The organism is Pseudanabaena sp. FACHB-2040 (assembly GCF_014696715.1).
In the GTDB taxonomy this organism is placed as follows: domain Bacteria; phylum Cyanobacteriota; class Cyanobacteriia; order Phormidesmidales; family Phormidesmidaceae; genus JACVSF01.
Genome location: NZ_JACJQO010000005.1, coordinates 562,478 through 576,293 on the forward strand (window position 1 = coordinate 562,478; position 13,816 = coordinate 576,293).

General features: G+C 53.3%; 13 protein-coding genes. 7 read left to right on the forward strand and 6 right to left on the reverse strand.

The annotated features are described in order from the left end of the window. Window positions 1-180: 180 nt before the first annotated feature. The 4 genes from H6G13_RS06300 to H6G13_RS06315 all read left to right on the forward strand — a co-directional run bounded on the left by H6G13_RS06300 (window position 181) and on the right by H6G13_RS06315 (window position 5,465). On the forward strand, window positions 181-1,497 hold the full coding sequence (locus H6G13_RS06300) for a glutamate-5-semialdehyde dehydrogenase (RefSeq protein WP_190482301.1): 1,317 nt from the start codon (window positions 181-183) through the stop codon (window positions 1,495-1,497). Between the two features lie 14 nt (window positions 1,498-1,511). Then, on the forward strand, window positions 1,512-1,874 hold the full coding sequence (folB, locus tag H6G13_RS06305; RefSeq protein WP_190482302.1) for a dihydroneopterin aldolase: 363 nt from the start codon (window positions 1,512-1,514) through the stop codon (window positions 1,872-1,874). A 445-nt stretch (window positions 1,875-2,319) separates the two neighbouring features. Continuing rightward, window positions 2,320-3,711: an NAD-dependent succinate-semialdehyde dehydrogenase gene (locus tag H6G13_RS06310; protein WP_190482303.1), complete on the forward strand. Its 1,392-nt coding sequence runs from the start codon at window positions 2,320-2,322 to the stop codon at window positions 3,709-3,711. A gap of 116 nt (window positions 3,712-3,827) precedes the next feature. Next, window positions 3,828-5,465, forward strand: coding sequence for an acetolactate synthase large subunit (locus tag H6G13_RS06315; protein WP_190482304.1), 1,638 nt, complete (start codon window positions 3,828-3,830; stop codon window positions 5,463-5,465). 372 nt (window positions 5,466-5,837) lie between these two features. Here H6G13_RS06315 and H6G13_RS06320 read toward each other — a convergent pair whose 3' ends face one another. The 4 genes from H6G13_RS06320 to H6G13_RS06335 form a co-directional block, all read right to left on the reverse strand. Then, window positions 5,838-6,497: a M15 family metallopeptidase gene (locus H6G13_RS06320; protein ID WP_190482305.1), complete on the reverse strand. Its 660-nt coding sequence runs from the start codon at window positions 6,495-6,497 to the stop codon at window positions 5,838-5,840. 310 nt (window positions 6,498-6,807) lie between these two features. Further along, window positions 6,808-7,056, reverse strand: coding sequence for a hypothetical protein (locus tag H6G13_RS06325; RefSeq protein WP_242028166.1), 249 nt, complete (start codon window positions 7,054-7,056; stop codon window positions 6,808-6,810). 736 nt (window positions 7,057-7,792) lie between these two features. Next, window positions 7,793-8,782, reverse strand: a complete 990-nt coding sequence (gene msrP, locus H6G13_RS06330; RefSeq protein ID WP_190482306.1) for a protein-methionine-sulfoxide reductase catalytic subunit MsrP — start codon at window positions 8,780-8,782, stop codon at window positions 7,793-7,795. An 87-nt stretch (window positions 8,783-8,869) separates the two neighbouring features. Beyond that, the gene (locus H6G13_RS06335; protein WP_190482307.1) at window positions 8,870-9,760 is read right to left on the reverse strand and encodes a polyphosphate kinase 2 family protein; all 891 of its coding nucleotides are present in this window, start codon (window positions 9,758-9,760) and stop codon (window positions 8,870-8,872) included. 128 nt (window positions 9,761-9,888) lie between these two features. Here H6G13_RS06335 and H6G13_RS06340 point away from each other — a divergent pair, with 128 nt between their 5' ends. Beyond that, entirely contained in the window at window positions 9,889-10,782 is an 894-nt protein-coding gene (locus H6G13_RS06340) for a DUF72 domain-containing protein (protein WP_347277438.1), read from the forward strand. Between the two features lie 24 nt (window positions 10,783-10,806). Here the strand turns inward: H6G13_RS06340 and H6G13_RS06345 are convergent, their stop codons facing one another. Together H6G13_RS06345 and pdxA are read right to left on the reverse strand one after the other, a co-directional pair. Then, complete coding sequence (locus tag H6G13_RS06345) at window positions 10,807-11,028, reverse strand: DUF4327 family protein (RefSeq protein ID WP_190482309.1); 222 nt, start codon at window positions 11,026-11,028, stop codon at window positions 10,807-10,809. A gap of 426 nt (window positions 11,029-11,454) precedes the next feature. Continuing rightward, on the reverse strand, window positions 11,455-12,531 hold the full coding sequence (gene pdxA, locus H6G13_RS06350) for a 4-hydroxythreonine-4-phosphate dehydrogenase PdxA (protein WP_190482310.1): 1,077 nt from the start codon (window positions 12,529-12,531) through the stop codon (window positions 11,455-11,457). Window positions 12,532-12,655: 124 nt separating this feature from the next. On the opposite strand from pdxA, the gene petM reads away from it, so the two are divergent. Continuing rightward, on the forward strand, window positions 12,656-12,760 hold the full coding sequence (petM, locus tag H6G13_RS06355) for a cytochrome b6-f complex subunit PetM (RefSeq protein WP_190482311.1): 105 nt from the start codon (window positions 12,656-12,658) through the stop codon (window positions 12,758-12,760). Window positions 12,761-12,845: 85 nt separating this feature from the next. Then, window positions 12,846-13,802 carry an SDR family oxidoreductase gene (locus H6G13_RS06360; protein ID WP_190482312.1) on the forward strand — a complete coding sequence of 319 codons (957 nt, stop codon included), beginning with the start codon at window positions 12,846-12,848 and terminating at the stop codon, window positions 13,800-13,802. Window positions 13,803-13,816: the final 14 nt, after the last annotated feature.

Genomic DNA, 13,816 nt, shown 5'->3' on the forward strand with positions numbered 1-13,816 from the left:
TTTACTGTATTGGGCGGGTCTTGAAGGATTGAGAAAAGGGGTAAAGTCCTCCATTAAACCTGCCCCTACCCCCATCCCCCCTATCTCCCCCATCCCCCCTATCCCCGCGTCTCCCCATCCCCCCGTCCCCCTGTTTTTGGTAAACTTTCAGTCTGCACCCTGGATTTACTGGGCCTAATCATGACTGTTTTTCCCACAGCTTCTCAGGCAGTTTCTCTAACTGCGATCGCACTTCAAACCCGGCAGGCGGCTGGGGCGTTGGCGGGGCTTTCGAGTGAGGCGAAGAACGGAGCAATTGAAGCGATTGCGGCGGCGCTAGAGGCCCACGAGTCAGAAATTTTAGCAGCGAACCAGGCTGACTGTGAGGCGGCGCTGGCTGAAGAGTTGGCTAAGCCGCTCTACGGGCGGCTAAAGCTGGATGCTGTGAAGTTGAAAGGTGCGATCGCAGGGGTGCGTGATGTGGCTAAGCTGCCCGACCCAGTGGGCACAGTGCAGATTAATCGGGAGCTAGACGAGGGCCTGATTCTGCAGCGGGTGGCCTGTCCGCTGGGGGTGCTGGGGGTGATCTTTGAGTCGCGGCCCGATGCGGTGATGCAGATTTCGTCGCTGGCAGTAAAGTCGGGCAACGGGGTGATTCTCAAGGGTGGCAAGGAGGCGGTGCGCTCTTGTCAGGCATTGGTCAAAGCGATTAAGCAGGGGCTGGAAACGGCGGGGGTAGATCCGGCAGCGGTGCAGCTCTTGACCACGCGGGAAGAGACTCGCGCCCTGCTGCAGCTTGATGGTTTTGTAGACCTGATTATTCCGCGCGGCTCTAATTCTTTTGTTCGATATGTGCAGGAAAACACCCGCATTCCGGTGCTGGGCCATGCTGACGGCATTTGTCACCTCTATGTAGATGCAGCGGCAGATCTGGCTCAGGCCGTTGCCATTGCGGTAGATGCCAAAGCCGGATACCCCTCTGCCTGCAACGCGATTGAAACGCTGCTGGTGCATCGGGGCGTAGCCGCAACCTTTTTGCCCCAAGTCGCTGAGGCGCTGCAGGCGGCGGGGGTGAAGCTGCGGGGAGATGAGGCGACCCGCGCCGTGCTGCCAGATATTGCGGCGGCAACTGAAGAAGACTGGGCGACGGAGTACAGTGATCTAATTTTGGCAGTGAAGGTGGTGGATTCTTTGGAGGCTGCGATTGACCACATTAATCGCTACGGGTCGCGCCACACCGATGCGATCGCAACCCAAGACCCCCAGGCCGCAGCCACCTTTATGAATCAGGTTGATGCGGCTGGGGTTTACCACAACTGCTCGACCCGCTTTGCCGATGGCTTCCGCTATGGCTTTGGTGCAGAGGTCGGCATCAGCACCCAGAAAATGCCGCCACGCGGCCCTGTCGGTTTGGAGGGGCTGGTGACCTACAAGTACAAAGTTGTTGGCAAGGGTCACATTGTCGCCACCTACTCGGGCGAGCAGGCCAAACCCTTCACCCACCGCGATCTAGGTTAAATTTGAACAATCTCATGGATCAGCTTCACATCACGGGCATTCGCGCCTACGGATATACGGGCGCTCTGCCAGAAGAAAACGTGTTGGGCCAGTGGTTTGAGGTTGATCTGACGCTCTGGCTAGATCTGACGCTGGCCGGAAAAAGCGATGCTCTAGCCGACACTCACAACTATGTCTACGTCGTACAGGCAGTGCAGCAGCTAATGCGAGAAAGCCGATTTCAGCTAATTGAGCGACTGGCAGATGCGATCGCAACCACTGTTCTCACCTCAGATGCTCGCCTGCACCAGGTCAAAGTGCGCCTGATCAAGCTCACGCCGCCTATTCCCGACTTCAGCGGCCAGATTGCAGTAGAGATAGTGCGACAGAAAGATTAAAAGCGCCCTTTAAAGAAGTAGCAGCCCCATAAATTGAACACCGAAGGGAGTCGCATGGGGCTGGAGACGCAGTTAGGAGGTATCTTTTCTAAAGGTTATCCACTGCCAGATAGATAGCAGCTACTTTTAATAAGTTCTTAATGTGTAAAAGCGGTAGGTTGCGGATTGTTAACATTCCAGGCACATAAACAATCTATACAACTTATTTGCGGGCTTATAATTCTATTGGCACAGTAAAGAGAGATACAAAACTTGGGGTCATTAGCCAGTTTTTCGATATCTTTTTTGTTTTAGTTTTTAATTCTGGTAGGGCACGGTTAGGGTAAGCCGGATTTTGCCCAAGTGAGAAAGGCTCCGACTGCTAGGAACTAGGCCCATACGGATGCCTGTTGTCAAACTGTTTTTATGGCTATGACCTCATTCGATACATAGAGGAGGTCGGGATATGGGAATTGCCAGTATTAATCCCGCAACTGGAGAAACGATCAAAACGTTCAACGCCTTAACGGATGCTGAACTTGAGGCGAAACTCGCGCAGGCTGACGCGACCTATCAAACTTACCGCAAGACTTCTTTTGAGCAGCGCACTGCCTGGATGCACGCTGCCGCTCAAGTGCTCGAAGATAATAAGCTAGCCTATGGTCGCATTATGACTTTGGAGATGGGTAAGCCCTTAAAAGCTGCCATCACCGAAGTCGAAAAAAGTGCCTGGGTGTGTCGCTTCTATGCGGACCATGCCGCCGAGTTTCTGGCCGATGCGCCGGGGCAAACCGATGCCAGCCAGAGCTTCGTTCGGTATCAGCCGATGGGCGCTATTTTGGCCGTTATGCCCTGGAATTTTCCGTTCTGGCAGGTGTTTCGGTTTGCGGCCCCAGCGCTGATGGCGGGCAATGTGGGGCTTCTAAAGCACGCCTCGAATGTGCCTCAGTCAGCCCTAGCGATTGAGGAAGTGTTTAGCAAAGCGGGATTTCCAGTGGGGGCTTTTCAGACCCTACTCATTGGGGCCAGCAAAGTAGCCGATCTGGTAGCCGATGATCGCATTAAAGCTGCAACCTTGACTGGCAGTGAGCCTGCTGGGGCTAGCCTGGCTTCAGCCTGCGGTCAGCACATTAAAAAAACGGTGCTGGAGCTGGGCGGCAGCGACCCCTTCATTGTTATGCCCAGCGCTGATCTGGAGGATGCGATCGCAACCGCCGCCAACGCCCGCATGATCAATAGCGGCCAGTCCTGTATCGCAGCCAAGCGATTCATTGTGGCAGAGTCGATTGCGGAGCAGTTTGAGCAGGGGCTTAAAGCCAAGTTTGAGGCCCTTACCATTGGCGATCCGTTAGACGAGGGCGTCGAGGTGGGGCCGCTAGCCACAGCCTCAATTCGAGATGAGCTAACGGCTCAGGTCAAAACCTGTGCCGAGCAGGGGGCAACCGTTTTGACCGGGGGTGATGTGCCTGCCCTGATGGCTAAGCTGCCAGAACGGCTACAGCCGGGACACTATTTCCCGCCCACCATTCTCAGCCAGATCCCGCCCGGCACCCCAGCAGATCAGGAAGAATTCTTTGGCCCTGTGGCCTTGGTGTTTCGCGTGCCGGATCTCGATACGGCCATTCGCGTCGCCAACTCAACGCCGCTGGGATTAGGAGCCAGCGCTTGGACAAATGACCCTGAAGAACGGGAACGCTTAGTCAATGAGGTAGAAGCGGGCGCTGTTTTTATTAACGGCATGGTTAAGTCCGACCCCCGGCTACCCTTTGGCGGCACCAAACACTCTGGCTATGGCCGCGAACTTGGCAGCCAGGGTATTCAGGAGTTCGTCAACATCAAAACCGTCTGGATTAAGTAGCTTTTTCCAGATAAAGACATCGTTAACCTGACGAGAGTGGTGGCTCCTCTGCAAAACAGTCTGCCACCATTCTCATCAAGGGCTGAATCACTTGAGCATAGTTAAGTAGAGGCAATATGAATACAGCAGAGCTGCTGGTACGCTGTTTGGAGAACGAGGATGTGGAGTACATTTTCGGCGTACCGGGAGAGGAGAACCTGCAGTTTCTGCAGGCGCTCAAACACTCATCGATTCAGTTCATTACAACTCGGCACGAGCAGGGCGCAGCCTTTATGGCAGACGTCTACGGGCGGCTGACGGGTAAGGCTGGTGTCTGCCTCTCTACCCTAGGACCTGGCGCAACCAACCTGATGACCGGAGTGGCCGATGCAACGCTGGATCGGGCTCCCCTGGTAGCGATCACAGGTCAGGTGGGCACCGACCGAATGCACATCGAGTCTCACCAGTATCTCGATCTGGTGGCCATGTTTTCACCCGTGACCAAGTGGAATGCGCAGATTGTGCGGCCCAGCATCACTTCCGAAATTGTGCGTAAAGCCTTTAAGCTGGCTCAGTCTGAGAAGCCAGGCGCAGTTCACATCGACCTGCCCGAAAATATTGCGGCGATGGAGGCCCCCGGTGCCCCCCTACGGCGCGACAGCCAGGAAAAAACCTACGCTTCCCTCCAAAGCATTCAGCAGGCAGCAGTAGCGATTTCTCAGGCTACTAACCCAGTCATTTTGGTAGGTAACGGGGCAATTCGAGATAAAGCCAGCGAGTCGCTGACTGAGTTTGCCACCCAGCTCAATATTCCTGTCGCCAACACCTTCATGGGCAAGGGCGTGATTCCCTACACCCATCCCCTGGCAATGTGGACATTTGGGCTGCAGCAGCGTGACTACATTACCTGCGCCCTAGAGCGAGCTGATCTGGTGGTAGCAGTAGGCTACGACCTGATAGAGTATTCGCCCAAGCGCTGGAACCTAGATGGTAAGCTGCCCATTCTCCATATCAACCCCAACCAGGCCGAGATTGACAGCAGCTATATCCCCCGCGTAGAAGTAATTGGCGATATCTCTGACTCGCTCTATGAGATTCTCAAGCGAGTTAATCGCCAGGGCCGCCCTGACCCCATCAACCTCAAAGTGCGTGAGGAAATTGTTGCTGACTATGAGCAATACGCGGATGACTTTGGCTTCCCGATCAAGCCTCAAAAGCTGATCTACGACCTGCGGCAGGTTTTGGCAGCCGACGATATTGTGATCTCCGATGTGGGGGCTCACAAAATGTGGATTGCCCGCAATTACCACTGCCTCAAGCCCAACACCTGCCTAATCTCCAACGGGTTTGCAGCGATGGGAATTGCCATACCGGGTGCGCTCGCAGCCAAGCTAGTCCACCCGTCACGCAAAGTCGTTGCGGTCACTGGTGATGGCGGCTTCATGATGAACTGCCAGGAACTGGAGACGGCCCTGCGGGTCGGTACGGCTTTTGTCACAATCATCTTTAACGACGGTGGCTATGGTCTGATCGAGTGGAAGCAGATCAACCACTACGGCGAATCGACCTACGTCCACTTCAACAACCCCGACTTTGTAAAGCTGGCAGAAAGCATGGGCCTTAAGGGCTACCGGATCGAGTCTGCCGAAGACTTTGTCCCCACGCTGAAAAAGGCCCTAGAAGAGGATGTCCCTGTCGTTATTGATTGCCCCGTCGATTATCGGGAAAATCTTCTCTTCAGCCAGAAGACCTCGGACCTAAACTGCACAGTATAAAGAAACGAACTGCTCAAGCAGGAGTAGCTGAACCAGAAACCGGGTTTCTTCGCCTACTCGCGCCTAACCTAAAGCTGCGCTGAACTAGAAACTGGGTTTCTTCGCCTGCTCGAACTTAACCTAAAGCTGCGCTGAACCAGAAACCGGGTTTCTTCCTCGCCTGCTTGAACTTGACCTAAAGCTGCCAAGTAGAAACCCGGTTTCTTTAACTGCAGGAGTAGTTGAACCAGAAACCAGGTTTCTTCGCCTGCTCGAACTTAACCCAAAGCTGCGCTGAACCAGAAACCGGGTTTCTTCGCCTGCTTGAACTTAACCCAAAGCTGCCAAGTAGAAACCCGGTTTCTTGACTGCCTTGTGGATTACCGCTACCAGCTATAGAATGCTTTTCGATAACGCAGTGACCTCACTATAAGGCGCAAAAGCATGACCTTTTGCAGCTGCCCAAATTTGGTTGCCAAAATCGAAATGCCACCATTCAAACTCGTCGAATCGAAAATCTTCGGCCGACATCGCTTCTCGCAGTAAGCGGCGGTTTTCGCGAACTTGGGGATCCCGGCCCTCTTCTTCGAAGTACAGTGAGGCTGCCTCTGGCCCAAAGTAATCAAAGCCAGTGCCCATATCAAGCTCATCACCATTTGGCTCTACCAGCGTGAGATCCACTGCACCTCCCGTAGAGTGCGGAGGGATGATGTCTGGGGAGGGCGGAGCTACAAAAATAGCTATCTCTTGGTCTAGACGAGCCTTATCCCATGCTGGGTGCTTGGCTGCGAGTTGGTTGCGGTAATAGGTGTAAAGCTCAGCTTGGATCTCTCGTGATCTCCAAGGGTCCCAGATTTTTAGCCTGTGCCCAAGGAGGTTCTTTTGAACCCGTTGAAGTTTTTCAGCGACCCGTTCTCGCAGGAAACAGGCGGGCGAGTCACCTACTCCCTGCTTGAAGTACATCGGGTCCAGCACAAAGTTGAACTTTGATAAGTCAACAAGCGGTTCACCACACTCTTCAACAGGGATGTGCTGCCAAACAACTCGGTTCATGAGAAATTCCTGTTAGCCCTCTTTGACCACTTTAATTGCCCTAAGATGGCTCAGCTGAACCAGAAACCGGGTTTCTTCTTCGCCTGCTCGAACTTAACCTAAAGCTACGCTGAACCAGAAGCCGGGTTTCTTCGCTTGCTCGAACTTAATTTAGAACTGCCAAGTAGAAACCCGGTTTCTCTCTAAGGCTTGTGCCCTCTCCTGAGATAACTCAGGAGAAGTTGGAGCCTATTTATCCCAGCCACCAACCGCCAGCCAAAAAGATGGCTGACGGTCGGTGGCTTTGCTGCTATGCGTTTGGCGGGGAGGCCTAGTCTAGAGCTGCATCAGAGGCTTCTCTGCGAGTCAAGATAGACAGGTACTCGCCGGATCTGCCGGTGGGGATGGGCTGTGTCCAGTGTTTCGGCTCAGCGTAATTGAAGGTGGCGAGGGCGTGAATAGTCTTGACGATCGCACCATAGTCACCGAGCAGAATGTGCCTTAGCGTCTCCTGGTTAGGAGCCAGGGGAATTGACTGAAGCAGTTCGGAGCGGGCTGGGAGTTTGTTTTCTTCACACATGGTTGTTCTACCTTCCGTATTGGTTTAGGAAAGTAGAACTTAAGCGCTAGTCCCTCTTACAAATTAGGCGCAGCGGGATAGGACTAGGTCTAAAATGACGCTAGCCTTTCAGCTTACCTGGATTAAGGTGAGAGGTCAGGGGGTTAGAGAGGCTGCAATCCTCTCTAATCCCTGTCTAGTCTTAAGTCCTACATAACTGCAAAATGGGCTGATTTCTCAGCTTGCAAGAGACAGTATCAGAAAAATCAAAGGAGTTCAACCGTACGACGAATTAAAGTGCAAGGGAGTTACTCTTCTTTGTTCCAAGGCTTTGCCTTGAAATGTTTAGACAACTACTCTTTTCTAATCTGCAAAGCAATACCCATGCAAATCCTAGGAACAGGATTTGCATGGGTTGAGGTTAGGCATTCTTTGGGAGTGTTGGGTCGCGCTGCGCTTGACCCAACCTACTTGTGCTTCTATTTTCCGGCTTTGATGTGGGCGGCTTCTAAAATACCCCAGGATAGGATGGTGGACATTGAGGCTGCGATCGCAAGCATGGTCAGCCCGTTGTGCCAAAGTTCAATATTTTCCATTGCACATAACCCGATTGACGATAGCCCAAGCATTCCCAACAAACCTACTCGAAAAAGCTGAACTCGCCTAAGTTCAGTCGTTTCACGGAACTAGACTGTTGGGCAATCTTGCCACATCAGGGAATTTTGGGAGACCCCAAGAGAGCCAGCACAACGAAGCTTTAGGTGTAGAGAGAAGCTACATACTCGCCGTAGCCGTTGTAGATCACTGTTGGCTGCGTCTCCCAAGCGTAGGGATTTGTGCCCTCACCTAATAGCCGCTCCTTAGATTGCGACCAGCGGGGATGAGGAACTTCAGGTTCTACGTTGGCCTCAAAGGCGTACTCATTGGGCGAAATCGTATTCCAATAGGTGGCGGGCTGCTCGGCCACAAACTCGATCTTGACGATTGATTTGGCCCCTTTAAAGCCGTACTTCCAGGGCACCACCATGCGAATAGGGGCACCGTGCTGCTTGGGCAGCGTGCGGCCATAGATGCCGACGGCAAAAAAGGCCAAATCGTTTGCCATTTCCTCAACGGTTAGCCCTTCCACATAGGGCCAGGGCAGATTGAGGGCAAACCCCCAGGCTGGGCCGGGGCACACCTCAGCATCATAGAAGGAGGTAAAGCGAACAAACTTGGCCTGGGAAGTGGGTTCAACCGCCTCCATCAGCCGCTTCATGGGAAAGCCAATCCAGGGCACCACCATGGCCCAGGCTTCGACGCAGCGGAAGCGGTAGATCCGCTCCTCTAAGGGAAAGCGCTGGGTAAGATCGTCTAGGTCGTAGGTTTGTGGATTTTTCACCAAGCCCGACACTTCGACGGTCCAGGGATCGGTCGGCAGGTTTTGAGCGATGGGCCAGATGGTTTTGGTGCCGCCATACTCATAGAAGTTGTTGTAGCGGCTGGCGTAGGTCTGCTTCGTTAGGTCGCGCCCAGCATTCAAAAAGTTAGGGTTGCGCTCAATGCCCGAAAGCGGTTGGCCCAGCGTCTTTTCTAGCTCTGGGTCTACGGCCTCTGGCGGCTGGCAGGCAGTCAGGCCCACGGTAGCAGCCCCAGCTCCGGCACCAATCAGGGCTTTCATAAAACGGCGACGATTCATGAAGGCCAATTCGGGAGTAATCAGTTTTTCGGGCAGTTGCCAGGACGGGGGCGTGTGGATGAAGGGCATGAAACGCTCGCAGAGGTTGACCGACTTAAATTGTTACACTTTTCTCATCCAGAGGCATGAGTGGGAGCTTAGAGAGCTTTGGCTAAACTACGCCTCGTTTTCTAGGATCTCCCTGGCCACCTGAAGCTGCTTGAGATGCTCGGAGTTAACTTGTGGATAGGCCAGATTCAAGGATTTCATCTTCTCAGCAATAAAGTAGGCCACTGATAAGCGAGTAAACCACTTGTGGTCGGCTGGAATAACGTGCCAGGGTGCCCAGTCGGTGCTGGTGTTATTAAAGACATCCTCATAGGAGGCCATGTAGTCATCCCAATAGGCCCGCTCTTTGGCATCGCTAGGAGATAGTTTCCAGTTCTTTTCGGGGCGGTTGATTCGCTCCATGAAGCGTTTTTTTTGCTCCTCTTTGGAGACATGCAAAAAGAACTTGAGAACCAAAATGCCGTTGTTAACTAAATATTTTTCGAAGTGATTGATTTCTTCAAACCGCTGTTGCCAGATGTGATCACCTTTGGCAGTCGGGGGCAGCTGCTGCTTCTCCAACAGCTTGGGGTGAACCCGTACGGCTAATACTTCTTCGTAATAGGAGCGGTTAAAGATGCCAATTCGACCTCTTTCGGGCAGCGCTTTGAAGCAGCGCCAGAGGTAGTCGTGGTCTAGCTCTTCGGCGGAAGGGGCTTTGAAGCTAAAAACCTGACAGCCCTGAGGGTTAAGCCCTGACATGACGTGCTTGATGGTGCCATCTTTGCCCGCCGCATCCATAGCCTGCAAAATAATAAGCAGGGCATAGGTATCTTGAGCATAGAGCATATCTTGAAAGCGGGCCAGCTGCTCTTTGCTCTGCTGCAGAAAATCTTGGGAATCAATTTTGCTCAGCGTTCCGGTAAAGCTGGCATCAAATTCTTTCAGCGTTACAACTTGACCTGGCTTTACCACCATTCCTTGAGGCTGAAGCGCCTCCACAAAGGTTTCGGTTCTCATAGTTCTTTCCAGCCAGAAAAACCTGATCCTACCTGCTCAGATCGGCGGTGACATCTGGATTTAGGCTGTTTAATTCTTTAGCTTTATAGTGTTCAGGAATGCCGCCGCAGCGCTTTGGGGGAACAGGCGTGACTACATCTTTTTATATTGGCTGTGCCGTTTGGGCTTATAAGGACTGGGTGGGCAATTTTTATCCCAAGGGCAGCAAGGCGCGAGATTTCCTGGGACTGTATTGCGATCGCTTCACAGCTGTCGAAGGCAACACGACTTTTTATTCCCTACCCGATGCCAAAACGGTGGAGCGTTGGGCAGCAGAAATGCCGCCGACCTTTCGCTTCTGCCCCAAGCTGCCCAAGGTCTTTTCGCACCAGGGCAAGCTGGGGCCTCACCGAGAAGGAGCGCTGCAGTTTCTAGAGTCACTGAAGCCTTTGGGCTCGCGTCTAGGTCCGCTGTTTATTCAGCTGCCGCCTAGCTATAGTCCGGCGCTGTTTTCTGATCTGCGAGAATTTCTTACGGACTGGCCTCGGCAGGCATTTCCTCTGGCGGTGGAGGTGCGGCACCTAGACTGGTTTCAAGACCCAGTCGCTAGCCGATTGAACCAAATGCTGTCTGCGCTGGGGGTCGGTCGGGTGCTGCTAGACACGCGCCCCATTTACGACAGCATCGAGACTCCTGCCGACGATCCGCAAATTGGCTCAGAACGCAAAAAGCCGCAGGTTCCCCTACAGCCTGTGGTGACGGCTCCTTTTACCCTAGTTCGCTATATCAGCCATCCAGACCTGGCGCAGAATCAGCCCTACTTTAAGGAGTGGGTGCCCCGCCTGAAGCAGTGGCTAGATGAGGGAACAGAAGTGTACTTCTTTGCTCACTGCCCAAAAGAGGAATACTCCCCTGAGCTGGCTCGTTACGTCTATCACCAGCTGCAGGAGGAGGGGGCAAGCATACCCCCTCTGCAATGGGACTTGACTGAAGCTAAAGGCGGTGACGATCAGGAGCCGCCAGCCCAATTAAGTTTGTTTTGAGGCGTTTGTTCCGGAGCAGGGAATTTAGTCGTTTTCCCAGTCTTCTCGGCCCATCAGGTCGCTAATGCGATCGCGCAGTAAATAGCCCTCGGTTTCCAGTTCCCCTTCAACCAGCGCCCACTCACGGGCAGGAATGTAGCGACAGAGCGTGTAGATCGGCTGTTGGCGGCTGACGGCACCCTTTTGCACAAGTTGCCGAGCTTCGTCACGGATAACGTCAATAGTGTAGCGAAGAGACTGAAGCATACCTCATCCTTAGAAAAACGTCGGGTCTTGCAGCGGGAACATCAAGAAATGTAGACAAGAAACTTTGCAAACTGTATCTAATATTACTGATATTCCCAGAGGTCTGGCTAGCTAACGTCCATTTATTCTCACCCCAATCATCTATTTACAGCATTAATAAATGTTGTAGTTCCCTGTAAGCAGGGCCTCAAAATGCTGTATATCTAGATTTTGGTCTTTTTGGCTAAGAAATCGGCATATTCTTGGTTTCTGGGCTTCTGATATAGCCAAGTAGGTTTTACAGAAGATTAAGAGTTGCAGGCCAGCAGGCCAAGGTAACGCGATTGCCACAAATTTTGCCGCAATCGCGCGAGAAAGCTACCTGAATCATGACTTAGGCAGGTTAAACCAGCCCTAAGCTTTTTAGCCAGCACTATTAACTTGCTCTTAAGCCTGGGTAAGGGACGGGGTGAGGTTTTTTTGTCGTTGGGCAACCAGCTCAACAGCCAATTCGATAGCGGCAACCATGCTGGTGGCGTCGGCAATGCCCTGCCCCGCAATGTCAAAAGCGGTGCCGTGGTCGGGCGACGTGCGCACAAAGGGCAGCCCCACGGTAGTATTGACTGCCCGATCAAAGGCCATCAGCTTGACCGGAATTAGGCCCTGATCGTGATAGAGCGCCAGATAGGCATCGTGGGCACGAGCAACTGCTGCCGTGTCGGTGCCAAACCAGGCTTGCCCTGGCAGCACCCACATTGTGTCGGGCGGCAGCGGCCCTACTAGGTGAACTTGGGGGTAGCGGTGGCGCTGCTCCTCTAGCCAAGGAATAAGCCAGTCTTGCTCTTCGCGGCCTAGCTGCCCCTGCTCGCCGCTGTGGGGGTTGAGCCCTGCGATCGCAATGCGCGGCGTCTCTAAACCAAAGTCTTGGCGCAGGTGCTCAATCAAGAGATCGAGCTTGCGGCTCAAGAGGTCTGCCGACAGCACCTGAGGCACCTGGGCTAGGGAAATGTGGGTGGTGGCTAGGAGCGATCGCAACGTCCAGCCCGTATGGGGAGAGCGGGCTACAAACGCCATGCCAAAGCGATCGGTGCCCGCTCCTTCGGCCAGCAGCTCAGTTTGACCGGGGTAGAGGTGCCCGGCTGCTTTCCAGGCCGACTTGGCAATGGGAGCTGTAACAATGCCATCGAAGTGCCCTGCCACAGTTTTTGCGATCGCACTTTTAAGAAAAGCAAAGCTAGCCGCCCCGCTGCTGGCATCGCCCTGCCCCGTCTGAAGGGCCTCTAGAGAAGTCCCTAGCGGTACTTCCAGCAGCGTTAGCGAGTTTAGGAGCGGCAATCCGGCCAGGCTGGGCAACTCATCGTAGGCCCGCTTCAAGAGGGCAGCAGTGCCAACCACGGTAATATCAGCCACCTCATGCCAGGGTTTTGCCCCCAAGGCTTTTAGCACCACTTCTGGCCCAATTCCAGCCGGATCGCCTAGGGTAATGGCCAGCCGAGGCCGCTGCTTACGTGTCGTAGTAGGCATATTAAATAGAGGTATAGAGCGGTTAGAGGGGTAGACAAACTGTTCTAAAATGAGGCTGCTAGGAACACAGGTTTTATACCTGGTACCCGCATGTTGGCACTGTTTCAGGAGGTTTTAGGCAGCTATGACTAGCGAAATTCTCAGTACTGCGATCATACTTTTCACACTGGTGCTTGTGGGCTTGGGTGCTGGCTTTGTGCTGCTCCGCCTACAGGGGGGTGAGGAGTAACCTCAGGCATATCTGTCTCCTGTCGAACCGGATGGGAGACATCTGATATCCTTAGAGTAAGGTTACATTTTGTTTCAAATCCCTCATGAAAATTTTGATTGTAGGTGCTACCGGCACATTAGGAAGACAGATTGTACGCCGCGCCCTAGATGAGGGATACGAGGTGCGTTGTTTGGTCAGGAGCTTCCAGCGGGCCGCTTTTTTGAGGGAGTGGGGGGTAGAGCTGGTTAGGGGCGATCTGGTCAAGCCAGAGACTCTCATAAAACCCTTAGAAGGGGTTGAGGCGGTAATTGATGCCGCTACCGCTAGGCCGACCGAACGAGCAGAGGCAGTCGATTGGCAGGGGCAAGTCAATCTAATTAAGGCCACTCAAGTAGCTGGCATTAAGCGCTTTATCTTTATTTCTATTTTGGATGCTGAGAAGTTTCCTCACGTGCCGCTGATGGAAATCAAGCGCTGCACTGAGAAGTACTTGGCAGAATCGGGGCTGGAGTATACGATTTTGCGGCCCTGTGGTTTTTTGCAGGGATTGATTGGGCAATACGCCATTCCTACCCTGGAAAAGCAGGCAATCTGGGTCATGGGCGAAGCCGGCCCGATTGCTTATATGGATACTCAAGATATTGCTAAATTTGCTGTTAAGGCCCTATCGCTACCCGCTACGATCAACCGCAGCTTTCCGCTCGCCGGACCTCGGGCCTGGGGCGCTTATGAAATTCTTCGCCTGTGTGAGCGCAAGTCGGGGCAGACTGCTCGGGTTTCGCGCATTTCAATGGGCCTGCTAAAGCAGATCCGTCGAGTTGCCCAATTTTTTCAATGGGGCTGGAATTTTGCTGACCGGCTGGCCTTTATTGAAGTCGTTGCAGGCAGCCAGCCCATTGATGCGCCGATGGAGGAGGTCTATCAGGTCTTTGAAATCGACCCTAATGAGATTACAACCCTGGAAGACTACATGCAGGAATACTTCAGCCGCATTATGAAGAAGCTGAAGGAACTCGAGTTTGACAGCGATAAGGCCAACAGAAAGAAACTGCCGTTCTAGAGCGCTGAACCAAG